Origin of the sequence: Dyella koreensis (assembly GCF_044904565.1) — a bacterium.
Classification (GTDB): Bacteria; Pseudomonadota; Gammaproteobacteria; order Xanthomonadales; family Rhodanobacteraceae; genus Dyella_D; species Dyella_D koreensis.
Map to the genome: position 1 here is coordinate 1 of NZ_JADIKD010000011.1, position 24,147 is coordinate 24,147.

28 protein-coding genes are annotated in these 24,147 nt (G+C 65.1%); 8 read left to right on the forward strand and 20 right to left on the reverse strand.

All coding sequences use genetic code 11. The features are described from left to right. Positions 1-313: 313 nt before the first annotated feature. The 3 genes from rimJ to ISS97_RS12055 form a co-directional block, all read right to left on the reverse strand. Positions 314-865, reverse strand: a complete 552-nt coding sequence (gene rimJ, locus ISS97_RS12045) for a ribosomal protein S5-alanine N-acetyltransferase (RefSeq protein ID WP_379983749.1) — start codon at positions 863-865, stop codon at positions 314-316. Further along, complete coding sequence (gene fghA / locus ISS97_RS12050) at positions 862-1,704, reverse strand: S-formylglutathione hydrolase (protein WP_379983750.1); 843 nt, start codon at positions 1,702-1,704, stop codon at positions 862-864. The genes rimJ and fghA overlap by 4 nt, the downstream gene beginning before the upstream one ends. A gap of 63 nt (positions 1,705-1,767) precedes the next feature. Beyond that, entirely contained in the window at positions 1,768-2,517 is a 750-nt protein-coding gene (locus ISS97_RS12055; protein WP_379983751.1) for an SDR family NAD(P)-dependent oxidoreductase, read from the reverse strand. A gap of 119 nt (positions 2,518-2,636) precedes the next feature. Between ISS97_RS12055 and ISS97_RS12060 the strand changes: the two genes are divergently transcribed. Then, the gene (locus ISS97_RS12060; RefSeq protein ID WP_379983752.1) at positions 2,637-4,502 is read left to right on the forward strand and encodes a DEAD/DEAH box helicase; all 1,866 of its coding nucleotides are present in this window, start codon (positions 2,637-2,639) and stop codon (positions 4,500-4,502) included. Positions 4,503-4,908: 406 nt separating this feature from the next. Then, the gene (locus ISS97_RS12065) at positions 4,909-5,697 is read left to right on the forward strand and encodes a dioxygenase family protein (protein ID WP_379983753.1); all 789 of its coding nucleotides are present in this window, start codon (positions 4,909-4,911) and stop codon (positions 5,695-5,697) included. A gap of 1 nt (position 5,698) precedes the next feature. On the opposite strand, the gene ISS97_RS12070 is transcribed toward ISS97_RS12065, so the two are convergent. Together ISS97_RS12070 and ISS97_RS12075 are read right to left on the reverse strand one after the other, a co-directional pair. Next, positions 5,699-6,025, reverse strand: coding sequence for a cupredoxin domain-containing protein (locus ISS97_RS12070; RefSeq protein WP_379983754.1), 327 nt, complete (start codon positions 6,023-6,025; stop codon positions 5,699-5,701). Then, positions 6,022-6,960, reverse strand: coding sequence for a metallophosphoesterase family protein (locus tag ISS97_RS12075; protein ID WP_379983755.1), 939 nt, complete (start codon positions 6,958-6,960; stop codon positions 6,022-6,024). Before ISS97_RS12075 ends, ISS97_RS12070 begins: the two co-directional genes overlap by 4 nt. A 161-nt stretch (positions 6,961-7,121) precedes the next feature. On the opposite strand from ISS97_RS12075, the gene ISS97_RS12080 reads away from it, so the two are divergent. Both ISS97_RS12080 and ISS97_RS12085 read left to right on the forward strand, forming a co-directional pair. Continuing rightward, on the forward strand, positions 7,122-7,694 hold the full coding sequence (locus ISS97_RS12080) for a sigma-70 family RNA polymerase sigma factor (protein ID WP_379983756.1): 573 nt from the start codon (positions 7,122-7,124) through the stop codon (positions 7,692-7,694). Further along, a complete protein-coding gene (locus ISS97_RS12085; protein WP_379983757.1) occupies positions 7,681-8,439 on the forward strand; it encodes an anti-sigma factor family protein in 759 nt (252 codons plus the stop codon). The genes ISS97_RS12080 and ISS97_RS12085 overlap by 14 nt, the downstream gene beginning before the upstream one ends. Before the next feature lie 23 nt (positions 8,440-8,462). Here the strand turns inward: ISS97_RS12085 and ISS97_RS12090 are convergent, their stop codons facing one another. Next, positions 8,463-8,849, reverse strand: a complete 387-nt coding sequence (locus ISS97_RS12090; RefSeq protein WP_379983758.1) for a YkgJ family cysteine cluster protein — start codon at positions 8,847-8,849, stop codon at positions 8,463-8,465. Between the two features lie 101 nt (positions 8,850-8,950). Then, positions 8,951-9,817, reverse strand: a complete 867-nt coding sequence (gene ypfJ / locus ISS97_RS12095) for a KPN_02809 family neutral zinc metallopeptidase (protein ID WP_379983759.1) — start codon at positions 9,815-9,817, stop codon at positions 8,951-8,953. Between the two features lie 126 nt (positions 9,818-9,943). On the opposite strand from ypfJ, the gene ISS97_RS12100 reads away from it, so the two are divergent. Then, a complete protein-coding gene (locus tag ISS97_RS12100) occupies positions 9,944-10,339 on the forward strand; it encodes an MAPEG family protein (protein WP_379983760.1) in 396 nt (131 codons plus the stop codon). 4 nt (positions 10,340-10,343) lie between these two features. On the opposite strand, the gene ISS97_RS12105 is transcribed toward ISS97_RS12100, so the two are convergent. Next, on the reverse strand, positions 10,344-11,111 hold the full coding sequence (locus ISS97_RS12105) for a class I SAM-dependent methyltransferase (RefSeq protein WP_379983761.1): 768 nt from the start codon (positions 11,109-11,111) through the stop codon (positions 10,344-10,346). Between the two features lie 29 nt (positions 11,112-11,140). Further along, positions 11,141-12,703: a TerC family protein gene (locus tag ISS97_RS12110; RefSeq protein ID WP_379983762.1), complete on the reverse strand. Its 1,563-nt coding sequence runs from the start codon at positions 12,701-12,703 to the stop codon at positions 11,141-11,143. A 170-nt stretch (positions 12,704-12,873) separates the two neighbouring features. On the opposite strand from ISS97_RS12110, the gene ISS97_RS12115 reads away from it, so the two are divergent. Then, complete coding sequence (locus tag ISS97_RS12115; RefSeq protein WP_379983763.1) at positions 12,874-13,689, forward strand: CPBP family intramembrane glutamic endopeptidase; 816 nt, start codon at positions 12,874-12,876, stop codon at positions 13,687-13,689. 146 nt (positions 13,690-13,835) lie between these two features. On the opposite strand, the gene ISS97_RS12120 is transcribed toward ISS97_RS12115, so the two are convergent. The 8 genes from ISS97_RS12120 to ISS97_RS12155 form a co-directional block, all read right to left on the reverse strand. Continuing rightward, the gene (locus ISS97_RS12120; protein WP_379983764.1) at positions 13,836-14,402 is read right to left on the reverse strand and encodes a Maf family protein; all 567 of its coding nucleotides are present in this window, start codon (positions 14,400-14,402) and stop codon (positions 13,836-13,838) included. A gap of 69 nt (positions 14,403-14,471) precedes the next feature. Next, positions 14,472-14,921, reverse strand: a complete 450-nt coding sequence (locus ISS97_RS12125) for a GNAT family N-acetyltransferase (protein WP_379983765.1) — start codon at positions 14,919-14,921, stop codon at positions 14,472-14,474. A gap of 61 nt (positions 14,922-14,982) precedes the next feature. Beyond that, a complete protein-coding gene (gene rlmH / locus ISS97_RS12130; protein ID WP_379983766.1) occupies positions 14,983-15,453 on the reverse strand; it encodes a 23S rRNA (pseudouridine(1915)-N(3))-methyltransferase RlmH in 471 nt (156 codons plus the stop codon). 84 nt (positions 15,454-15,537) lie between these two features. After that, entirely contained in the window at positions 15,538-15,927 is a 390-nt protein-coding gene (rsfS, locus tag ISS97_RS12135; RefSeq protein WP_379983767.1) for a ribosome silencing factor, read from the reverse strand. A gap of 75 nt (positions 15,928-16,002) precedes the next feature. Further along, entirely contained in the window at positions 16,003-17,070 is a 1,068-nt protein-coding gene (locus tag ISS97_RS12140; RefSeq protein ID WP_379983768.1) for an NAD(P)H-dependent flavin oxidoreductase, read from the reverse strand. 98 nt (positions 17,071-17,168) lie between these two features. After that, entirely contained in the window at positions 17,169-17,558 is a 390-nt protein-coding gene (locus ISS97_RS12145) for a hypothetical protein (RefSeq protein ID WP_379983769.1), read from the reverse strand. 430 nt (positions 17,559-17,988) lie between these two features. Continuing rightward, a complete protein-coding gene (locus tag ISS97_RS12150; RefSeq protein WP_379983771.1) occupies positions 17,989-18,642 on the reverse strand; it encodes an NrsF family protein in 654 nt (217 codons plus the stop codon). 5 nt (positions 18,643-18,647) lie between these two features. After that, on the reverse strand, positions 18,648-19,172 hold the full coding sequence (locus ISS97_RS12155; RefSeq protein ID WP_379984048.1) for an RNA polymerase sigma factor: 525 nt from the start codon (positions 19,170-19,172) through the stop codon (positions 18,648-18,650). A gap of 324 nt (positions 19,173-19,496) precedes the next feature. Between ISS97_RS12155 and ISS97_RS12160 the strand changes: the two genes are divergently transcribed. Together ISS97_RS12160 and msrB are read left to right on the forward strand one after the other, a co-directional pair. Continuing rightward, positions 19,497-21,218 carry a cytochrome c biogenesis protein DipZ gene (locus ISS97_RS12160; RefSeq protein ID WP_379984049.1) on the forward strand — a complete coding sequence of 574 codons (1,722 nt, stop codon included), beginning with the start codon at positions 19,497-19,499 and terminating at the stop codon, positions 21,216-21,218. A gap of 29 nt (positions 21,219-21,247) precedes the next feature. Then, positions 21,248-21,868, forward strand: a complete 621-nt coding sequence (msrB, locus tag ISS97_RS12165) for a peptide-methionine (R)-S-oxide reductase MsrB (RefSeq protein WP_379983773.1) — start codon at positions 21,248-21,250, stop codon at positions 21,866-21,868. Between the two features lie 90 nt (positions 21,869-21,958). On the opposite strand, the gene nadD is transcribed toward msrB, so the two are convergent. From nadD to ISS97_RS12180, 3 genes are read right to left on the reverse strand one after another with little or no spacing between them, the layout of a single operon-like run. Further along, positions 21,959-22,594 carry a nicotinate-nucleotide adenylyltransferase gene (gene nadD, locus ISS97_RS12170; RefSeq protein WP_379983774.1) on the reverse strand — a complete coding sequence of 212 codons (636 nt, stop codon included), beginning with the start codon at positions 22,592-22,594 and terminating at the stop codon, positions 21,959-21,961. Then, positions 22,591-23,613 (reverse strand): DNA polymerase III subunit delta, encoded by a 1,023-nt coding sequence (holA, locus tag ISS97_RS12175; RefSeq protein ID WP_379983775.1) that lies wholly within the window; start codon positions 23,611-23,613, stop codon positions 22,591-22,593. The genes nadD and holA overlap by 4 nt, the downstream gene beginning before the upstream one ends. Positions 23,614-23,616: 3 nt before the next feature. Further along, positions 23,617-24,144, reverse strand: a complete 528-nt coding sequence (locus tag ISS97_RS12180; RefSeq protein ID WP_379983776.1) for an LPS-assembly lipoprotein LptE — start codon at positions 24,142-24,144, stop codon at positions 23,617-23,619. Positions 24,145-24,147 lie beyond the last annotated feature (3 nt).

The following is a 24,147-nucleotide window of genomic DNA, read 5'->3' on the forward strand; positions in this document are numbered from 1 at the left end:
TGGCGCTGGCACATCACGGTGACTTCCTTCCAGGGCATGAATGACGACACCTCGCCAGATCGATGGGGATCGGGCGGGTGTAACCCATGTCCTGGCACATCTGTTACCTATGTCTCCGGTCCATACAGGCCAGCAAAGAGAAAGTGACCCGGCTCGCGGCAGCGAGTCGGAAGCCCGCGGCAGGCGAGCCCGGTCGCGATAACGCGACAACCGGAGCGCACCACTCTGGATTCCGGCCTACGCCGGAATGACGAAGTAGGAAGGAATATCGCAAGCGCCGGACACTCTCCCAGAGGGAAAGGGAGCAGAGGCATTACTCCGATGCGCTGACCAACGCCGTCAACACATGATCCTCCCACACCCCTGCAATCTGCAGATACCGCCTCGCATACCCCTCCCGCTCAAACCCAAGCCCTTCCAACAACCGCCCACTACGCTCATTGCGCGGCATGTAATTCGCCATCACCCGATGCAATCCGAGCCCATCAAACGCCCACGCCAAGCCGGCGACCAACGCCTCCCGCATGATCCCCTGCCCCTGCCATCGCGCCGCCACGCCATAGCCCAGATGGCAGGCCTGAAAAGCGCCGCGCACCACATTGGACAGATTGAACGTCGCCAGCACTTCTCGCTCTTCGGCGTCGAACACGAGAAAGGGATAACTGCGGTCCAGCCGCATCGACTCGCGCATCTCGGCGATGGTCTGCACGCAATGCGCAAGGGTGAAGAAACGCTCCTCGCGCAACGGCTCCCAGGGCGCGAAATGCTCCCGATTCTCTATGCGATAGCGCAGCAGCGCAGGCGCATCCGCTTCCACCATCACGCGGCAGACGGTGCGCGCTGTTTCCAGACGCGGCTCGATCATCCCAGCGCCCGCGCGTGATGCCGCAAATGATCGTCCATGAAACTGGCGATGAAGTAATAGCTATGGTCATAGCCCGCATGACGACGCAGTTGCAGGGACTGCCCCGCTTCGGCACACGCCTGGTCGAACAGTTCGGGCCGCAGCTGCTCGGTAAGGAACCGGTCGGCTTCGCCCTGATCGATCAGGATGGTGCCCGGGAACGTCTGCTGCCGCACCAGTTCGCAGGCGTCGTACGCGGCCCATGCCTCCGGCCGATCGCCGAGGTAACGCGGCAACGCCTTCTGCCCCCACGGCACCTGACTCGGCGCCACGATGGGCGCGAAAGCGGAGACCGAGCGATAACGCTGCGGATGCTTCAACGCGATGGTCAGCGCGCCGTGCCCACCCATCGAATGACCGCAGATGCCACTGCGCGTCGGGTCGATCGGGAAGTTCGCCGCCAACAGGGCCGGCAACTCGTCCACGACATAGCGGTGCATGCGAAAGCGAGCCGACCATGGCGCCTGCGTGGCATCGACATAGAAGCCCGCGCCCTCGCCGAACTCCCAGTCGCCGGTCGCACCTTCGATGCCGGTGCCGCGCGGGCTGGTATCGGGCATGACCAGCATCAAACCCAATTCGGCGGCCAGACGCTGTGCGCCAGCCTTGATCGTTGCGGTTTCCTCGGTGCAGGTCAGGCCCGCCAGGAAATACAGCACCGGTCGCGGACCGTTCGCCGCCTGTGGCGGCTGGTATACCGCGAACCGCATCGGGCCACCGCAGGCCTCCGATGCATGCCGATAGAAACCTTGTACGCCGCCGAAGCATGCCTGCTCGGAGATCGTTTCGATTGCACTCATGGTCATCCTTCGCCTGCACATCCGGACGACGATGATAATCGCCACACAATGGCCTTCCGCAACTCAGCGCTCCTGATCTGTAGGACGCAGCAACACCTCGTTGATGCACACATACGATGGCCGCGTGACGCAGAACAGGATGGTGTCGGCGATATCTTCCGGCTGCAGCTGGCGCATCTCCGCCACGCGCGCCTCCACCGCTTGCCGCGCACCGGCGTGGCCGATGTGCTCGCGCAGCTCGGTGGCCACCATGCCCGGTTCGATCACACTGACGCGGATGTTGTCTTTGTAGACCTCGCGGCGCAGCGATTCGGAAAAGCCTACGACGCCGAACTTGGTCGCCGCATACGCTGCCGCGTTCGGGTTCGCCACGCGCCCCGCCACGGAGGACACGTTGACGATATGACCATCGCGGCGCGCACGCATGCCGGCCAGCGCGGCCTGGCTGGCGGCGATCAGGCTGAGCACGTTGAGCTCCAGCATGTGCCGCCAACGGCCCAGGTCGGCCTCGGCCACCGGCTCCAGGTACATCACGCCGGCGTTGTTGATCAGGATGTCCAGCCGGCCGTAATGCGCCTCGGTTTCCTTCACCACGCGCTGGGCTTCGGTTTCGGAGACCAGGTCGGCGACCAGGACCAGCGGTTCGGCACCCAGCGGCGCCAGCCGGGCGGCCAGGGTATCCAGCCGGTCGCGCCGCCTGGCCGCGATGGCCACGCGAGCGCCAGCCTCGGCCAGCGCCAGCGCCGTGGCCTCACCGATGCCCGATGACGCTCCCGTGACCAGGGCAACCCGGCCTTCCAGACGCTTTTGCATACGAATTCCTTGAAATAATTGAAAGTTCGACCAGGCCGAAGCGCGGCCAAGGCTGGTCAGGCTGCTACAATAGCGACCATTCTCCTGCATGCCGTCGTGCATGCCATGTCGAGGTTCCCATGTCCTCCCCGTCTACGGATTCCACACCGGCAGCCGCTGGTTTTTCTGCGCTTGCGCTTCACCCCGATGTGCTGCGCGCCCTCACCGACGTTGGCTACGAGTCACCGTCGCCGATTCAGGCCGCCACCATTCCACCGCTGCTGCAAGGCCGCGACGTACTCGGCCAGGCGCAGACCGGCACCGGCAAGACCGCTGCCTTTGCGCTGCCGATCCTCTCGCGCATCGAACTGAAGCCCGGCAAGCCGCAGGCGCTGGTGCTCGCACCGACGCGCGAATTGGCCATCCAGGTGGCCGAAGCGTTCCAGCGCTACGCCGCGCATATGCCTGGCCTGCAGGTACTGCCGATCTACGGCGGTCAGAGCTACGGCCCGCAGCTGCACTCGCTCAAGCGCGGCGTGCAGATCGTGGTCGGCACGCCCGGCCGCGTGATCGATCATCTGGATCGCGGCACGCTGGACCTGTCCGAGCTGAAATTCCTCGTGCTCGATGAAGCCGACGAAATGTTGCGCATGGGCTTCATCGACGACGTGGAAAAGGTACTGCAGGCCACGCCGCCGTCGCGCCAGGTGGCGCTGTTCTCGGCCACCATGCCCACGCCGATCCGCAAGATCGCGCAGCATCACCTGAAAGATCCGGTCGAGGTCACGATCAAGTCGTCCACCACGACCGCCGCCAACATCCGTCAGCGCTACTGGTTCGTCAGCGGCCTGCACAAGCTGGATGCGATGACCCGCATCCTGGAAGCCGAGCCGTTCGACGCGATGATCATCTTCGCGCGCACCAAGCAGGCCACCGAAGAGCTCGCCGAGAAATTGCAGGCGCGCGGCCTGGCCGCTGCCGCCATCAACGGCGACATCGCGCAGCCGCAGCGCGAGCGTGTGATCCAGCAGCTGAAGGACGGCAAGCTCGACATCCTGGTTGCCACCGACGTGGCTGCCCGTGGTCTCGACGTGGACCGCATCAGCCACGTGATGAACTACGACATTCCCTACGACACGGAAAGTTACGTGCATCGCATCGGCCGTACCGGCCGCGCGGGCCGCAGCGGCGAGGCGATCCTGTTCGTCACGCCGCGCGAGAAGGGCATGCTGCGCGCGATCGAACGCGCCACGCGCCAGCCCATCGAAGAGATGAAGCTGCCCACCGTAGAAGCGGTGAACGATCAGCGCATCAACAAGTTCAAGCAGCGCATTAGCGACACGCTGGCGGTGGGCGAGCTGGAGCTGTTCCAGCAGCTGATCGAGCAGTACGAGCAGGAACACAATATTCCGGCCATCGAAATCGCCGCCGCGCTGGCGCGTATCGCGCAGGGCGACCAGCCATTGCTGCTCGCGCCGCCGCCGAAGCGCGAGTTCGCACCGCGCGAACGCGATGATCGACGCCCTGCGGAACGCGACCATCGCGAAAGCCATGACCGCGGCACACGCGAACACAAGCCACGCGACCGCGACGGCGCGCCGCGCGAGTTCGGCACGCGTCCCGTGCGTCCGCACCACACCGAGGAAGGCAAGCGCACCTATCGCGTCGAAGTCGGCCACGAACATGGCGTGAAGCCGGGCAACATCATCGGCGCCATCGCCAATGAAGCCGGCCTGGAAAGCGGCTTTATCGGCCGCCTCAGCATCCGCGGCGAATACAGCCTGATCGACCTGCCCGATGGCATGCCGGCGGAAGTGTTCGAACACCTGAAGAAGGTGTGGGTGAGCCAGCAGCAGCTGCGCATCAAAGAATGGGACGGCAACGACACCGGCGCCAGCGAAGCGCCTCCGCGCAAGCCGGGCGGCTTCCGTCCGGGCGGCGGTGGCTTCAAGGGCAAGCCGCGTCCGCATGGCCATGGCGGCGGCAAGCCGTTCAAGAAGCGCTGAACCCAGGGGCCCTCTGATCTATTCCACGTAGGCGTCACCGTTGTTGTTTGCGCGCAGATGGCCGTTGCGCTGGCGAAGGTAGACTGGACGTCTGTCGAGACAGCGCGGCGGCGAGCTGCGCGCAAACAACAACGGCCCCAACTTCTTGTTTTAAAATGACGGGGTGATCTCCCGAAGGCGCGCTGCGGCTACCGCGCGGCTTGACCTGACGGCCAGTCAGGTGCTTCGCCACGCGGTAGCCGCAGCGCGCCTTCGGGAGATCATGCCGCCTACGCGGAATAGATCAGAGGGCCCCTGACACAGCGTTGCCCATCGTTCTGATCGGGCAACGCTTCGTTCCAGTACACACGGCTTATAAGCCAACGCAGCGCCCTTACTCTATGGCGGTCCCTTCGAGGTAACCGCCATGTCTGCCCTGCCCAGCCTGTATATCTCCCACGGCTCGCCGATGACCGCCCTGCATCCGGGCCAGGTCGGCGTGCGCCTGGCCGAGCTGGCGCAGACTATCGCGCGCCCCAAGGCCATCGTCATCGCTTCCGCGCACTGGCTGGCTCGCCAGCCATCGGTGGGTGGCGCGGCGCACCCGGAAACCATCCACGATTTCTACGGTTTTCCGCGCGAATTGTTCGACATCCACTATCCAGCGCCCGGCGCGCCGGCGCTTGCCGCGCACATCGTCGAACTGCTGGACAAGGCCGGCCTGCCCACCATGCTCGATCCACGTCACGGGCTCGATCATGGCGCGTGGGTACCACTGCGCCTGCTCTATCCGGAGGCCGACATCCCGGTCGTACCGCTGTCCATCCAGCCGGAACTCGGCCCTGCGCATCAATACACCGTCGGCCGCGCGCTCGCACCGCTGCGCGAGCAAGGCGTGCTGGTGATCGGCTCGGGCAGCATCACCCACAACCTGCACGATTTCCGCGAAGGCTATAGCGAGGAACGCGAAGCGCCTTACGTACGCCCCTTCATCGGATGGATCGAGCAAAAGCTCAATCAAGGCGACACTCAGGCGCTGCTCGACTATCGCCGGCAGGCGCCCTTCGCCCAGCGGGCGCATCCCACCGATGAACACCTGCTACCGCTGTTCGTGGCGCTGGGTGCGGCCGGCGATCAGCCGACCGCACAACGCATCGATGCGGGCATCGATCTCGGCTTCCTGGCCATGGACATCTATCGCTTCGACGGCCGCTGATTCATTGCACGACGATAGTGCCGACCATCATCGGATGGATCGTGCAGTAGTACGCATAGGTACCCGGCTTGGAAAACGTCACGGCATAGGTGTCACCAGTATCCAGGGCCCGCGAGGGTGCGAACATCGCGCCCGCACTGGTAACGACATGAGGCTCCTCGTCGTGGTTGGTCCACACCACCTTCGTTCCCGCCGGCACGGTGAGCGTCTTCGGCGAGAACGCGAAATTGGTGATGTCCACGCGGGTGTCCTTGGCCGCCGCGTGAGCCGCGAAGGCGGGCTGGATCGCAAGACAGCACAGTCCCAACACCCAAGCAGCGCGCTTCATGACAGCACCTCGTCAGTCACCGCCAACACCTGCTTGCCCTGCACATGCCGCACGTCGCGGATGCCCAGATAGGCATGCAGCGCATTGGGCGCCACGTCCTTCATCGGCCCCGGCGCGGGCGCCGCGCCAGGCGCCGGTTGCGGATACGCGGTAGAGCGCGCCGTGTAGAACGTGATCGTGCCCTCCACCTTCTGCTGGATCTGGTGGATGTGCCCGTTGAGCACGCTGACCGAACCGAAGCGGCGCAAATAACTTATCGCCTCTGCACTGTCGTCGGTTCCCCAGCCCCACTCCGGATACAACGGCCACAGCGGCATATGCGCGAACACCACCAGCGGCGTCTCGGCGGATAACGGCGCCAGATCCTTCTTCAACCAGGCCAGCTGATCCGCGCCAAGCGAGCCCAGCCCACCGGCTTTCAGGTTGAGCACATTGATCAGGCCGACGAAATGCACGCCATGATGATCGAAGCTGTACCAACCGCCGGATTGCTGGCGCTCGCCGAAGCGTCGGAAGAATTCGGCGCCGTTGTCGCCGATCACATCGTGCTCGCCCGGTACATAGAACGCGTGGCTGGCGCGCGCCTCGCGCATCACTTCGGACAAGGTGTCGAACTCCTCTGGTCGGGAGAGATGGGTGAGATCGCCGGTATGCAGCAGGAAGTCAGGGCGCGTCTGCTGCGCGCTGATCTTCGCCAGCGAGGCGCGCAAGGTGCCCACCACATCCATATTCGGCGCCTTGTGGAAGCCGATATGCGAATCGCTGATCTGCACAAAGCTGAAGCTGGCATCCTTCGCCGCAGCAGCGCCGCCATCCAGCGGCTGCGCGTGCAGCACCCCGCCTTTCATCAGCCATAGCGTGCCCGCCCCGGCCCAGGCCATGCACTTGAGGAACTGGCGCCGGCCGCCGTCTTGGTTGTCATGGTTATCTTGCATGTGGATTCGCTCCGCGCAGGGCGAATAGCCCGGATGGCTATCGCAGTCATGGACGCCCGGCACACGCCGGGGCCTCACCTTGCAATACCCGGCGAATGGGCGGCCTATTCCGCCTTTCGTGCGTCGGGAATAAAGTCGCGGCAACGGAGGTATTCCCTCTTATGCCCACCGGATCGCCCAGCCCGACACCTAGCTTCGACGCGCGTTTCGAAACGCAGGTACTGCCGTGGCTGGATGCGGCCTACAACCTGGCACGCTGGCTGGCACGTGACGACACGGACGCGCAGGACGTGGTGCAGGAATCACTGCTTCGCGCACTGCGTTATTTCGACAGTTTTCGCGGCGGCGATACGCGGGTATGGCTGCTCGCGATCGTGCGCAACACCTACTACACGCTGCGCAGCAAGCTGCCACCGGACCATCTGCGCGACGATGTGGACGACGACGCCCACCAACTGGCCGACGAACGCCCCTCGCCCGAAGCGCTCGCGCTGCTCGCGGTGGATGTCGGCTCCCTGCGGCTCGCGCTGGAACGCCTGCCGCATCCGCTGCGCGAAGTCATCGTGCTGCGCGAGCTGGAGGAATGCTCGTACAAGCAGATCGCTTCGATCACCGGGCAGAAGATCGGCACCGTCATGTCGCGGCTCGCACGCGCCCGCGAGAGACTGAAGGCCGACCTTACCCATCACCCAACTCATCACGCCGGGGAGGCGCGCCGCCATGACGTGCGATGACGCCAGGCTGCTTCTGCACGCCTATCTGGACGACGAACTGGACGCGCCGCAGAGCGCGGCCATGGCGCGGCACCTGCAGGACTGTGGCGCCTGTGCCGCCAACTACGGCGACCACGCCCGCCTGCACAAGGCGCTGGCGCAACCGGAGCTCTATCAGCGAGCGCCGGATGCACTACGCCAACGCTGGACTGCCGCCAGCGCCCAACCCGCTTCGCGCACGCGTCGCGCACGCTGGCCCCTGGCCATGGCGGCCGGCTTCGCAGGAGCCCTGCTGATCACCAGCCCCGCCTGGATCGCCACCCTGCGCCCTCATGACTCCAGCCAGGAACTGGTCGTCGGCGAAGCCATCGCCGGCCACCTGCGCTCCCTGCAGCCGGAACATTTGATGGATGTGGTCTCCACCGACCAGCACACGGTGAAACCCTGGTTCGAAGGCAAACTCGACTTCGCACCGAAGGTCAAAGACCTGGCCGGCGAAGGCTTTCCGCTGGCCGGTGGACGGCTGGATGCCATCGATGGGCACAGCGTCGCCGCGCTGATCTACAAGCGACGGCTGCATGTGATCAATCTGTACCAGTGGCCGGCGGAGAGCGCGGAAGCCGCACCGATGCAGGTACAGCGGCATGGCTATACGGTCATCGGCTGGGCCGCCGCAGGCATGCGTTATGTGGCGGTTTCCGACGTCAACGAAGGTGAGTTGAAGCAGTTCGTGCTGGCGTTCCAGAACGACGCCAATACACGTTGAAGATTCGCAATCACCCGTGAGATCTAAGCACTCTGCGGTAACAGCGGCGTGCCCGAACCCGGCGGATCGAGCCAGTCCTCAGGCGTCAGCAACTGCAAACCATGCGCTAGACGCGCCTTGTCACATTGCGGACTGGGCGCGCCGAACTCCCAGGAGGGCACCACCTCCCGGCATACCGACGGCCGCTGCTCATAAATCCCGCAGCTCGCCGCCTCGCCCACGGTGCCCTGCAGCGCAACGCAGCGCGGCTGAGAAGCCTGGGTGCCGCGCATCACCAGGCGATGCGGATCCAGCTTCTCCGCAAGTTCTGGCGGCACCACGCCGCCCATGAATGCCTCGGCCTCCGACCAGTGGAAGGCCACACGAAAATGAGCGCAGCAGGCACCGCAGCGCAGACAAGGATGGACCATAGAAGTGGACTGAGCGCACCCCAAGGCGCGCAGCGAGCGGATTCTAGAACGGCGAAGGCCCGCTTTACAGCGGGCCTTCGGGCTAGACCGGTAGCAAACGTTTAAGGCGTGCCGCTGAAGGTATTGCAGCTTCCCACATTGCCGCTGTCGAAACCGGTACGGAACCACTTCACACGCTGGGCCGAGGTGCCATGCGTGAACGAATCGGGCACCACCCGGCCGCGCGCCTGCTCCTGCAGAGCGTCGTCGCCGATCTTGCTGGCAGCGTTAAGGGCGGACTCAATGTCGCCCGCCTGCAGCCATTGCAGGCGCTGCTGACTGTGATTGGCCCATACACCGGCGAAGCAGTCGGCCTGCAACTCCTGCCGCACCGACAGGCCATCCGCGCCTTCCATGCGCGCGCCTTGACGACGCGCCCGCTCCACCTGATCGAACACGCCGAGCAGGTTCTGCACATGGTGGCCCACTTCGTGAGCGATCACGTAGGCACGCGCGAAATCACCCGCGGCGTTGAACCGGTTCTGCAATTCCTGGAAGAACTGCAGATCCAGGTAGACCTTCTGGTCACCGGGACAATAGAACGGCCCCACCGCGGTGGAGGCCGCGCCACAGGCGGTATTCACGCCGCCGCTGAACAGGTCCAGCTTGGGGTCCACGTATTGCTTGCCGTTGGCGGCAAAGATGTCGGCCCAGGTCTTCTCGGTGGAACCGAGCACCGCGCTGACGAAATCCTTCTGCTGCGGATCGACCTGCGCCGGTTGCCCACTGGGCGCGGCGACCTGGCCGCCGCCCGTATCGACCTGGCTGAGCAGCGCGGTCGGATCCTTGAAGAACACCAGGCCCAGGATCGCGAGGATCACAATGCCGCCGATGCCCATGCCGCGGCCGCCACCGAAACGCGGACCGCCACCACCGCCGCCACTGTCGACCTCGACGTTCTGACTGCGTTCGCCTTTCTGCCAGTCCATGCGAGCCTCACCCTGCCGATTGGCACCGCCACCGGCGCCGCGTCGCGACGATAGCGCCTGCCAGAGCCCCCGCCAAGCGTGAGCCAACCATTACAGTAGGCCACTTTTCAGCGAGATACCTTCTTCATGTCCCAGCATCTGCCTGCCGTGGTCGCCCTGCTCGCCGTCCTGCTTCAGCTCGGCACCATGTTTGCCGTGGGACGGGCCCGGATGCGCTATGGCGTCAAGGCGCCGGCCACCAGCGGCCATCCTGATTTCGAGCGCGCCTTCCGCGTGCAGATGAATACGCTGGAAGCGGTGTTGGTGTTCCTGCCCTCACTGTGGCTGGCGGTCCAATATGGCTCGCCGCTGTGGGCGGGGCTGGCTGGCCTGGTCTGGGTGGTGGGCCGCGTGTGGTACGCGCTGGCCTATCTCAAAGATCCCGCCAAGCGCGAAGGCGGTTTCATGCTTGGCTCGATCGGCTGGCTGGCGACGCTGGCGATCGGTGTGATCGGGTTGGCGCGCGCGATCTTCGCCGGCTGATTGCTCAGCCGGGCGCGACGGCGCTCAGGACCCACACGCAATGCGGCACGGCCATCGGTTCGACCGGGTGCCGGTTTGCCAGCAGTTCCGCCAGCTCGGCGTCGAAACGCGCGACGCCCACCGAATCCATTGAAGCACCGACACCCGCGCTGGCGCGGATGCGCCCGCGCCAATCCGCGTGGCTGTACGGCACGGCCACGTCGTAAGAGAAAGTGCGCACATCGGAGAAGCCGTTCTCGCGCACTTCCTTGAACCACGCGGGATACAAGCCGCTGCCGCCACCCAGATTCCACGCCGGATTGTGTGTGCGGATCAGCCGTTCGGTGTCGTCGACCATGTTGCCGGCGATCGGCAGCCAATCAAAATGCGCAATCACCAGGCGTCCGCCGGGACGCAGCCAGCGCCGCACCAGCGCGGCAGTGCGCGGCCGGTCAAACCAGTGCCAGCATTGCCCGGCGGTGATCAGATCAAAGCTGGCTTCGGGCAGGTCCGCCTCTTCTACTCGCGACTGCACTTGCCGCACCTGCACGCCATCGGCGCGATCCAGCTCGACGGCCTGTGCCAGCAAAGCCGCCGAAGGATCCAGGCCGGTGACGGCGCAGCCACGCAAGGCCAGTCCACGTGCCACCGTGCCGGTACCCGTGCCGAGGTCCAGTGCGATATCGCCCACGTGCGCCAGCTTTTCATCGAACAGGCGCTGGAAGAACGAATCCGGGAAACCTACGCGGTGCTTGGCGTAATCGCTGGCGGTCTTGCCGAAATCGACGTGCATGATGATCCCGATCCGATAGGGCCAGCGGCTCAGTCCGCCGGTATGACCTTCAGGCGCTCGATGCGCTCGATGCGCGCGCCGTCCATCGCCATCACTTCGAAATGCAGTCCTTCGCTGGTGAAGCGATCGCCGGCGCTTGGCAGGCGACCCAGCTGCTCCAGCACATAGCCGGCCAGCGTGGAAAAACTGCCGTCGCTAGTGAGCTGGCGATCCAGCAGATGCTCGACCCGGCGCAGGTCCAGACTTGCGTCGAGCAACCACGCACCATCGGTTTCCTGCACGGCGGCAGGGTCGCCGCTTTCGTCATCGGGAAATTCGCCAGCGATCACTTCGAGCACATCGGTGGGTGTCACCAGGCCAAGCACGCTGCCGTATTCATCCACCACCAGGGCCACCTGCAGGGGCGAGCGACGGAATTCGTCGATGAGACGCAGCACGCTGAGCGACTCCAGCACGGTCATCGGCTTGCGCACCACGTTGTCGACGTCGACGCGGCCATGCTCCAACAGGCTCGCCAGCAGATCGCGCGAGGACGCCACACCGATCAGCTGATCCAGATCATCGCCAGCCACCGGCAGCCAGTGATGGGTGGACGATGTCACTTCGGCGCGCAGAATCTCCGCACTCTCGCGCGGATCGATCCAGCTGATCTCCGGGCGCGGTGTCATGATCGAGCGCACGGGCCGGTGTGCCAGATCCAGCACGCCCTGCACCATCGCCAGCTCGTCCTTGCCGAACACGGCCATGCCGGTTTCCGCCACGGCCGATGTGGTCTTGGGCGCATCCTCTTCCTCTTCGCCGCCCGTGCCCAGCAGACGAAGTACGGCACGCGCGGTGCGATCGCGCAGATTGCGCGGACTGCTGAACAGCGCGCGCTGGCGATTGCGGCGCATGGTCTGGTTGAACACCTCGATCATGATCGAGAAGCCAATCGCCGCGTACAGATAGCCCTTCGGAATATGGAAGCCCAGGCCTTCGGCAACCAGGCTGAAACCGATCATCAACAGGAACGACAGGCACAGGATCACCACGGTCGGCCGCGCGTTGACGAAAGCGGTGAGCGGTTTGCTGGCACTGATCATCAGCACCATCGCGATCACCACGGCGATCATCATCACTGAGAGTTGATCGACCATACCGACCGCGGTGATCACGGAGTCGAGCGAGAACACTGCATCGAGCACCACGATCTGCGTCACCACCAGCCAGAAACGCGCCTGCGCGCGGTTGGCGGATTCGTTGTCGTCGTCTGCCTCCAGTCGTTCGTGCAGTTCCAGCGTCGCCTTGAACAGCAGGAACACGCCGCCGAGCAACAGGATGATGTCGCGCCACGATAGCGAGAAGCTCTGCCAGGTAAGGATCGGCGTGGTGAGTTTCACCAGCCACGACATCGCGCCAAGCAGCAGCAGGCGCATCACCAGCGCCATGGTCAGGCCCATGATGCGGGCCCGGTCGCGCTGATGCGCCGGCAATTTGTCGGCGAGGATGGCGATGAAGACGAGGTTGTCGATGCCGAGCACGATCTCCAGCACCACCAGGGTGAGAAGACCTGCCCAGGCAGTGGGATCGGCCAGCCAGTCGAAAGCGAACATGGGTAGGCGCCTGGGCGCCAACTTCCTCCTTAAACGATTGCGCCACTATACAGGCTCACTTCGCAGCGACCATGCCGAAGGACAGGATTGCGCGTGCGCGATCACGCCCTTAGCGTGTCGATGGTCGGGAGACGGATGCCTTCGCCTGCCCTGCACACAGGACCCGCCCGATGGATGCTCCGCGCCTTGACCCCGTTTTCACGTCCTCCAGGCCGCCGCGCCTGCCGACGTTGTGGGCGGCACTGGGACTGATCGCGCTGTACTTCCTGCTGCAGCTCGCGATGAGTGTGGTGACCGGCCTCGTCATTGGGCTGGTGGTCGGCTTTCGCCAAGGCACGCACGGCGGCGACGTGATGGCGCAGATGCACGACCTGCTCGTGCGCCCCGACGTCAACGCACTGATGGTGATACTGACCTTGCTGATTGCCGCCGGGGCGACGGTGCTGCTCGCCCGACGCCTGTGGCCATCGCTGTGGACGTTGACGACACCGCCCGGCTTTGGCTTCGTCGCGCCACGGCAAGCGTCGTTCTACGCCCTCGCACTTCTGCTCGGCCTGATTCTGCCTTTTGCCGGCGGGCTACTGACCCAATGGCTTGCGCAAGGACACGAGGTGAGCCAGGACATCAAGCAGCTCGGCGCGCAGGCTTCGCCGCTGCTTCGTTTCCCGCTCGCACTGCTGGTGGTCACCGCGGGACCGCTGGTGGAGGAGTTGCTGTTTCGTGGCGTACTACTATCGGCGGCGATGCGCTATGTCCCCATGGGCGCCGCATCGTTCGCGACCGCGCTGCTATTCGCCTGCGTGCATTTGCCCGATCTTGGTTTTCTCTGGTACGCCCTGCCCAATCTGCTACTGCTCGGACTGGTGCTGGCCTGGCTGCGCCTTCAATCGGGATCGATCTGGCCGGCGGTCATCGCGCACAGCGTCAACAATGCGCTGGCCGTGGTGTCATGGTTCGTAGTGACTTCGCCGGGCGCTACCTCGTAGGAGCGCACCCTGTGCGCGACAAACCGGCAGGACTGCCGGCTTGCACGGCGAAGCCGCCCGAAGGGCAAGGGCCATGGATGGCCCGAGTGAAACGGCCCGAAAGGGCCGCGCTCTGCATTACTGCGATAGAGGCCCTACTGCGTAGTTCAACCCGGAGTGATACCGAAGCGGCGCAGCAGCCGTGCCGTTTCGAAGACGGGCAACCCCATGACACCGGTGAAACTACCTTCCAGATGCTCGATCAAGGTCGCGCCGCGCCCCTGGATCGCATACGCACCAGCTCGGCCGAACGGTTCGCCGCTGGCGACATAGGCCGCAATATCCTCATCGCTGAGCGACGCGAAGCGTACGCGCGACACGCAGGTTTCGCTTTGCGCGCGCTCACCCTGCACCGCCCACACCACCGAGATCGTTTCGTGCGTGCGGCCGGACAACTTGCGCAGCATGGCGGTGGCATCCGCGGCATCGGCGGGCTTGCCGAATACTTCGTCGTCGAGCACCACTTCGGTATCCGCACTCAGCACCACCGCGCCGTTGCCCACGCCCGCCACTCCGGCGCGTGCTTTATCGCGCGCCACGCGACTGACGTATTCGACCGGCGATTCGCCTGCGGCACGCTGCTCTGGCACATCCACATCGAGCGGTGTGAAAGCGACGCCGATCTGTTCCAGCAACTGCCGCCGACGCGGCGACTGCGAAGCGAGGTAAAGCATGGAGGTGTCCTTGAAGAGAATGCCTTGAAGAGAATGCCTTGAAGAGAAAGCCCTAAAGAGAATGGCGGATCAGAGCGTCAGGTTGTATTCGCGGAATGCTTCATCGTGCACCCAGCCCATCGACTCGTAGAGGCGCTGCGCCGGTTGATTGTCATGCGCGGTGGAAAGCGAGAGCCCCGAAACACCCATCGCTCGCCCATGTGCCGCCGCAGCTTCAAGCAGCGCGCGCGCGGCACCATGCTTGCGTGCCGCGGGCGTCACGAACAGATCATTGAGCAGATACTTCCGCGTGGCGCGCACGGAGGAATACAAGGGATACAGCTGGGTGAAGCCCACGCCCCGCCCCTGTCCATCGAGCGCCAACAGAATCACCGACTCGCGATGCTGGAAACGTTCGGCGAGAAAGCGACGCGCCAATGCCAGGTCCGACGGCTGCTGATAGAACTGGCGATACGCATCGAACAGCGGTGCGACGGTATCGAGATCGTGGATCGTGGCCTGGCGAACGGTGATGGACATGGGGAACCCGGCGGCGTGGAGATGTACCGCCGAGCATAGCAAGCGCATGGGGGACCACCCACTAGGCGCGGTGGTAAGGATGTCCTGCCAATAAAGTGGTGGCCCGGTACAACTGTTCCGCAAGCACTAGGCGCACCAGCATGTGCGGCAAGGTCAGCGGCCCCAGCGACCAGCGCTGGTCGGCGCGCGCAATGACCTCAGGCGCATGACCGTCCGGCCCACCGATCAGAAACGCCAGATCGCGCCCCGACATGCGCCACTTCGCCAATTGCCCGGCGAGCTCTTCGCTGGACCAGGTCTTACCGCGTCCGTCCAGCGCAACCACGTGGATGCCGCGCGGCAAGGCGGCGAGGATCGCCGCACCCTCATCCTGGATCGCACGCGCGTCATCGCGCCCTTTGCCGCGTGCACCGGGCTTGAGTTCGATGAGTTCCAGCGGCAGCTCGTGCGACAGCCGCTTGCGGTATTCGGCGAAGCCTTCCGCCACCCAGGCGGGCATGCGTTCACCAACGGCGATCAGGCGTGCGCGCATTCGGATCGGAAAAAAGAGAGCGAAAAAGAAACAACGCGCGCGTCGAACGACGTCGCGCCACAGTCATCGCACGTCAGCGGGCGATCAGCCCGCGTTGACGGCTTCGTTTTCGGCTTCGCGGTCGCCCACGGTCCACAGCCGCTCCAGGCCGTAGAACTCGCGGATGCGCGGGAGCATCACGTGGACGATCACGTCGCCCAGATCCACCAGTACCCATTCGGCTTCCTGCTCGCCTTCCACGCCGAGCGGCATCACGCCCGCCTTCTTGGCGAACTTGACCACTTCGTCGGCAATGGATTTGACGTGGCGCGCGGAGGTGCCGGAGCAGATAACCAGCAGATCGGCGATGGAGGTTTTGCCGCGGACGTCGATCTCGCGGACATCCTTGGCTTTCAGTTCGTCCAGCGCGTTGAGCACGTGCTGGCGGAGGGATTCGGCGTTAGCCGTTTTGCTACGTTGTAGGGTCTGACTCAAGTGCGTGTGCCTCGATGCGATATCGATGCGCGGGATGGCGCGAGCGCAGTATAACGCTCCCACCTGAAACCCACGTCAAGCCAGGGCCTTACGGGCTTGCGCGTACTCGTCCATCAGCACCTTCACCAGCTCGCCGGCCGGCATGGCACGCACCATGCCGACGCCCTGCCCGCACCACTCCGAAAGCAGGTCGCCACGACCGGCCGCGGCGGCGGCCCGGCGCAGCGGCGAGGTCAGCGCATTGGTCACTGGATAGGCCGGCAGACTGGCTTCGTAAGGCCGCATGGCCTCCACGTAGGTATTGCGCAGCCCCCGCGCGGCGCGGCCGGAGAAGCTGCGGATGGTGCCTACCTGATGCTCCGCCGCCTTGGGCAGATCGCGCTTCCAGGCCTCCGCGGCACCGCATTCCGGGCAGGCCAGAAAGGCGGTGCCCAGCTGACTGGCCGCCGCGCCCAGCACTTCCGCCGCGAGTATGCCGCGCCCGTTCATGATGCCGCCGGCAGCGATCACCGGGATGTCCAGCGCGCGTACCGCCAACGGCAGGAGGGCGAACAGCCCGATCAGGGCCTGCTCCGGCTCGTGCAGGAAACTGCCGCGATGGCCGCCTGCCTCCGCGCTCTGCAGGCTCACCGCATCCGCCCCCAATTCTGCCCAAGCGTGCGCCTCGTCCACCGTGGTGGCAGTACCGATCAGGGTGATGTCGAGCTGCTTGAGTTGACGCACCTGCGCCGGCGTCAGCAGGTCGAAGGCGAAACTGGCCACGGCAGGCCGCGCCTCGCACAAGGCGGCGAACTGATCGGCGAACGATGGCGCCCAGCGCGCGGGCCGCACGGTGCGCACGGCCAGGCCTTCGCGCTCCATCAAATCGTCGAGATGTTTGCGTGCCGACGCGATAGCCACTTCATCGACATCAAACGTTTCCGGCAACACAAACAAATTGATCGCGAAGGGCCGATCACTCAACGCGCGCACTTGCGCGGCCTGTTCGAGGATGGCCTGTGGTTCTAGATAACCCGCCCCCATGGACCCGAGGCCACCAGCATTCGATACCGCAGCAACCAGAGCGGGTGTGGTGGAGCCGGACATTGGCGCCTGGATCAGGGGATGCGTTATGCCGAGACGTGCAACAAAGGGGGACGTCATGGTGTAACTCCGCAACTCATCCACGGCATTACACCACAGCAAAATAAAACGGCCCTCCCCGTCACCGGGAAGGGCCGCTTCAGATCAGATCGCGACGATCAGGTACCGCTGCTCGACGCTGCTGCCGGCGCGGCTTTCTTTCCGTGCTTCTTGCCGTGGTGGCTAGCCTTATGCGCTGGCTTGGTGCCCGCATCCGACTTCATCGACGTATCCGACTTCATCTCGTCGGATTTCATCGAGGTGTCGGACTTCATTGACGTATCCGACTTCATGCTATCGGACTTCATGCTGTCCGACTTCATGCTGTCCGTGGTGGACTTCATCGCATCTTTCCCAGCGCTCTGCGCGGACTTCATCGCGTCCTTGCTGGCGTCTTTCGTCGCCTGGGCCGCAGTGGCGCCGGCGTCCTGCGCCATCGCCTGACTTGCCGCGAAACCGGTAGCGAGCGCGATGGAGAGGGCGAGTACGGCGTAACGTGAAACTTTCATGGGTACGTTCTCCTTCATCGGTGAGGTAACCGTGCGGCAATGGCCGCACTTCCATGGAGCTGCCGACGCATCCCATCCTGGGTTGCCTCAGCGATACCAGTTCCGGCGCAACACCGGTCCCGGTCACGCCACATCAAGCCCCTGCTTGCCTGATGCGCAACGGTTCATCCGTGGGCCCGCGAAACCCTTCGGCTATAACGACATAACCGACAGGTTTTAAGCGTATACCCGTGCTCAAGACAGGCAAGCCGCCTGCGTTGTCATCGTTCAGCATCAATATCGTCTCGCGCACTCGTGCGCGACACGCATGCTGCAACGCCCACAAGACAGAATGGGATTCGGCGGCGCCTCAGCCGCCTCTTTCGCACTGGATGCTGCGACGCGCCATCCGTACGTCGGCGTAAAGCAAGCGGGAACTTATTCGCCTTGCTTAGCGCGGCTGCAGCAAGCGGCCGCCCATGGCGGCGTTTGCTGCGATCACCAGAGCCACCGCCAGCGCGTGCGTCAGCAGATCCGTCGCCGCGGCGTCGAAGGCGTGGCAGATCTCCAGCAAACTGGCTGAAGCCGCCGCGCTGGCGAGGCCGATCATCACCGCCGTCAACACCGGCCGCAGCGGAAAGGCCCGCCGCAGCAGCCATACCAGGCATGCCGACAAGGGAATCGAGAAGCTGATGATGAACACCAGGCAGTCGCTGACTTCGTGGATGTCCGCCACATGGGTCTCGGAAGGAATCCAGGTGCGCAGACAACCGATACCGCTCGCGCCTATCCACAGCAAAGCTGCCGGCAGCGGCAGCCAGGCCCAGCGTACGCTCCGCCCCGGCACACCAAGGCTAAATGCGGCCCATGCGGCAGCGACGGTGGTCAGCACCGCACCGATACCGGCCCAGGCCAGATCCGGTGCACTGGCCCAGCGCCCCAGCATGCCAGTGACGCCGTAGTGCATCAGCAATGCTGCAGCAATAACGGCGACTACCGACAGCCAGCCGAGCGCGCGCAGCCACGGCGCAGGCAGGCGACGCACCGGCACCAGCTCGGCGCCGAGCGTGTCGATCAAAGTTTCGTGGCGACGCGGATCGGACATGGCGCCTACGGTTCTCCGTGAATGCGGTTGCGCAGCGCCTTCAGCGCGCGATGCAAATTGACCTTGAGCGCGCCGGCCTTACGGCCGGTGTGCTGCGCGGCTTCGGCCAGCGAGCGCTCCTTCAGCGCGAGCTGCTCCACCGCCTCGCGCTGTCCTGGGGGCAAGGTGGCGATGGCTTCGCGCAACCGCTGTGCCGATTGCTCGCGCTCGGTTTCGCGGGTGGCATCGTCGCGGTCGGGATGCGTCTCCAGCGCGTACTCGTCGTGCAATTCACGGCGGTCGCGCCGGCCGTGACTGCGCAATGCGTCGATGGCACGGCGCGCGGCGATGGCCGCCAGCCACGCATCGTACGAACGCGAAGGATCGTAGGTATGACGCACCCGATGCACGGTAAGCAGGGTCTCCTGCACTACGTCGTCCACCGCATCCGGCGCCACGCCCTGCCGGCGCGCCACCGCGCGAATCAGGCCCAGCGAGTCAGCCAGCACGCGCTCATAGGCCCGGCGATCGCCCGCCTGGGCAGCCGCCATCCACGCCGCACGGCGCAGATCGGCCTCTTCATTGGCACGAAGGGTGGGTTCGACGGACAAGACGGCTCGGGGCTGCAGGCCAAGGGAAAGGCCGCCATCTAGAACCATCATGCTGCCCGCGGTCAAGCTGGACGACATGGACGCCTCGCAGGAGGAGGTATGTCAGGCGTTTCGCTGGCGGGGGTACCAGGGTTACGCCGTTACCCGATGGTCGATCCGACGCGCTATCGCGTCGACTCCGATTTGCGCTGTACTGGCCCGGGGCAGGTAACTCTCGCCGTCGCCGCGCCGAATAGCAGTCACACCTCCAAGGACCGTCCTTCCATGATCGTGTTGATCCTCGCCTATCTCGGCGGCGTACTGACCATCCTCAGCCCCTGCATCCTGCCCGTGCTGCCGTTTGTGTTCGCCCGCGCCGACCGCCCTTTCATGCGCAACGGCCTGCCGATGCTGCTGGGCATGGCGCTGACGTTTGCGCTGGTGGCGACGCTCGCGGCGCTGGGTGGCGGCTGGGCGATACGCGCGAACCAATATGGGCGCCTGATCGCGCTGGTGGTCCTGGCGGTGCTTGGACTTACGCTGCTGTCCAGCCATGTCGCGGAGTGGGTCAGCCGTCCGTTCGTGGCGCTGGGCAATAAGTTGTCGCAGCGTTCGGACGCGGAAGGCGATTCGGTGTTTTCGGCCGCCGGCCTGGGCATCGCCACCGGCCTGCTGTGGGCACCGTGTGCCGGCCCTATCCTCGGCTTGCTGCTTACCGGCGCGGCACTCAATGGCGCCAGTGTGCAGACCACGCTGCTACTGATCACCTACGCCGCCGGTGCAGCTACCTCGCTGGCGCTGGCACTGGTGGTGGGCGGCAAGGTCTTCTCCCTGATGAAGCGCTCGCTGGGTGCGGGCGAATGGGTGCGTCGCGCACTGGGCGTGCTGGTGCTGTGCGGGGTCGCCGCTATCGCACTGGGACTCGACACCGGTCTGCTCACGCGCGTGTCACTCGCCAGCACGGGCGGCATCGAGCAGCGCCTGATCAATGCGGTGAAGCCCGCCCCCGCGCCGCAGCCGATGCTGAAGCAAGGCGACCCGCTGCCGGTGGAAGGCGAACTGCCGTCACTCAATGGCGCTACCGCATGGCTCAACAACCCGCCACTGACCGCGATGTCGCTGCGCGGCAAAGTAGTGCTGGTGGATTTCTGGACCTACTCCTGCATCAACTGCATCCGCGCCCTGCCCTACGTCCGCGCCTGGGCCGACAAGTACAAGGACCACGGTCTGGTCGTGCTCGGCGTGCATGCGCCGGAGTTCGCGTTCGAGAAAGATCTGGGCAACGTGACCAAGGCGGTCAAGGATCTGGGCGTGACCTATCCGGTTGCGCTGGATAACGACTACGCGATCTGGAAGGGCTTCCACAATGAGTACTGGCCTGCGCACTACTTCATCGATCCCAAGGGCCAGATCCGCCATCACCATTTCGGCGAAGGCGAGTATGAACAAAGCGAGGATGTGATCCGCCAGCTGCTCACCGAAGCCGGCCAGACCAGCCTGCCGGGCGGTTACGTGAACCCGAATGCGCAAGGCGCCGAAGCTGCCGGCTCGGGCGACTACAACCGCTCGTCGGAAACCTATGTTGGCTATGCCCGTGCGCAGAATTTCGCCGGCGGCCAGATCGCCCATGACGACAGCTGGACATATCACGCACCGTCCGCGCTGCTGCCCAACCAATGGACGCTCGACGGCCAGTGGAACGTGCACGATGAGAGCGCGCAGTTGGATCACGCCGGCGGCCGCATCGTCTACCGCTTCCGCGGCCGCGACCTGCATTTGGTGTTGGGCCCGGGCAGCGACGGCACGCCGGTGCGTTTCCGCGTGCGCATCGACGGCAAAGCGCCCGGTGCCGATCACGGCATGGACATCGATGCCGGCGGCAATGGCAGCGTGACCTCGCAGCGCCTGTATCAATTGGTGCGCCAGGCCAACGGCACCGGCGAGCGTCTGTTCGAGATCGAATTCCTTGACCCGGGCGTGCGCGCCTACGCCTTCACCTTCGGCTGAGTTGACGCCCTTTGTTGCGGAGAACCGCCATGACTACCCGATCGATCAAAACCATCCAGGACGCGCAACGCAGGGACTTTCTGCGCGTGGCCGCGCTCAGCGGCGCGGCCGTCGCCCTGGGCGGCCTGCTGTGGCCGCGCCGCGGTCCGGTAATGGCGGCCAGCGCGCCTGCCGCCACGGCGGCTTCGCAGGATCTGATGCTGGAATGCTTCGCCGATGCGGATGGCCGGCACCTCGGCCCCTGTCACGTGCGCAAGCTGGTACTGACGGACACCCAGTGGCGCCAGCGGCTCTCCGCGGAAGCGTTCGAAGTGATGCGTCGCGAAGGTACCGAGCGCGCTTTCAGCGGCCAGTACGGCAGCCTGCATGCGAAGGGCCTGTTCCGCTGCGTTGGCTGCGATACCGCGCTGTTCGATGCGTCGACCAAGTTCGAATCCGGCACTGGCTGGCCCAGCTTCTGGCAACCCATCGCCAAGGCCAACGTGATTGAAACCACCGACCATAGCTTCGGCATGGAACGCATCGCGGTGAGTTGCGCCGGCTGCGACAGTCACCTGGGTCATGTATTCGACGATGGTCCCAAGCCGACCGGGCTGCGTTATTGCATGAACTCCGTGGCGCTGCGCTTCGTGCCGCGCTCGCTCACTTAAAGTTACCTGTAGGAGCCCACCCTGTGGGCGACCTTCAGCGCGTCACTCTGCAGGTTTTCGCGCACAGGGTGCGCTCCTACACTGCGCGCTTCAGCGCGCGCGATAGGGCGCCAGCAAAGCGGAATTGTCGAACAGACCGCAAGGCAACAGGTAACGCGGATCGCGTCCTGCGGCGAGCAATTCCCGGATGCGCGTCGCGGAAATCTCCAGCGGCGTCACCGCCAGCTCGATCACCTTGCCCGCGGGCAGCGCGCGCAACACGTTGACGTCGTCGACACGACGCGCGTCAATCTCGGCCCACAGTTGATGCGGCAGTTCCACTTCAACGCCCGGCCGGCTGAGCACGCCCAGGTGCGCTACGTCGAACAACTCCCGCCAGCGATGCCAGCTCGGCAGACCCGCGAACGCATCCACACCGAGCAGCAGCACCAGTGGACGATCGCCCTGCTCCGCGCGCAGCTCACAAAGGGTGTCGTAGGTATATGAGGGCCCGGTGCGGCGCAGCTCGCGGGTATCCACAGTCAACCGCGACTGTCGCTGCAGGGCGGCATGCAGCATCGCGACGCGTTGTTCGGCGTTGGCCATCGGCGCGGGACGATGCGGCGGTACGTTGGCCGGCATCAGCCGTACTTCGGCATCCAGCAGTTCGGCTGCTTCCCAGGCCACGCTGAGATGACCCAGATGCACCGGATCAAAGGTGCCGCCGAACAGCGCGAGTGGTTTCATGCGAGTGCGCTTGCTGCCCGCGGCTCGGCGATGGCGGCGATCAGGCGCTCGGCTTCCAACCACGGCTCGCCAGCTTCACGGCCCTTGGCCATGCGGTCGATGCGCGCAGCGCGCGCCAGGCATTGCAGCCAATGTTCGCGCGGCGCGCGGCGCAGCGCTTTGCGGAACAGCTGCTCGCGGGCCGGCCACAAGCGCTCGGCGCGGGCCTGCGCGGCGAAGTCGCGCGCATTGGCCAGGCGCAAAGCCAACTGCAATTGATTCACCAGCCAGCCCATGAGAGCGATCAACTCATCGCCCTCTGAACGCAGGCCGGCAAGAATGTGCAGGGCACGACCGCCATCACCGGCAAAAGCGGCGTCGGTCAGTTTGAAAGCGTCGTAGCGCGCGCTGTCGGCGACAAGGTTTTCCATAGCGGCGGCGTCGATGCGCGAAGCGCCACCGTCCTGCCCGCGCAACACAACAAGTTTGTCGATCTCTTGCGCAGCCGCCAGCAGGTTGCCTTCCACACGCTCAGCCAGCAGCGCGGCGGCGTCTGGTGTCGCACTGAGTCCGCGCGAGGCCAGCCGCGCACCGACCCAGGCGGCCCATTCGTGCGGCTTGGGTGCGTTGAATACCACCAGCGCGCCGGCGGCGTCCAGGTTCTTGGTCCAGGCGCCTTCGTGCTTGTTGCTCCACTCGGTCGCGGTGATCAGCAGCGAGACATCCGGCGGCGGGTTGGCGCAAAACTCGTTGATGGCCTTGGCACCCTCCGTGCCGGGACGCCCTGTAGGCAGGCGCAGATCCAGCAGGCGGCGCGTGGCAAACAGCGACATGCCGGCCGCGGCACGGGCCAGGTCGTTCCAGTCGAAATGGTTGCCGACATCGAGCACTTCGCGCTCGGCATAACCGAGACGGCGCGCCTGCGCGCGCAGTGCGTCGGCGGCCTCCAGCACCAGCAATTCCTCGCCGGCCAGCATATAGACCGGCAGCAAGTGATCCGCCGCCAGCGCCTTCTGCCATTGCGCGGAATTGAGCGGCATCGCTTACTTGGCCGAGCTGGTGGCGTGCGCCGGCTCCACCGTGCCGCCGTGTTTCTGCGCGGCCTGCAGACGGAACAGGATCGCCTGCACCATGTCGTCGTTGAGGCTGCGCTGGATCTCTTCGACCTGCGCGCTGCTGCCGATGGTGTTACTGGCGTCGTAGCTGAATTCGCGCGACATGTTGATGGTCTGCTGCGGTACCAGCGACTGGCCGGCACCATCGTTTACCAAGAACTGCACCTGGTAGTGCACCGCGTATTCCGTAACGCGAGCATAGCCGCTGACAGTCAGCGTATCGGTGCTGAAATTCGCCACCGGGATGTTCAGTTCCGCGATACCCGTTCCCGGCGCGTCCTCCACCGTGACACCGGAGCCTGCCAACGCGCGCGCGAGGTTGCGCGTCAGATCGCCGCCACCGCCACTCAGATGCATGCGCTGCATCGACGGCGGCAAGGCCGCGCTCTGGCGGAGATGGAAGCCGCACGCTGTCAGCGCGAGGGCGGACACCAGCATCAGCGAAGCTTTGAACATGCG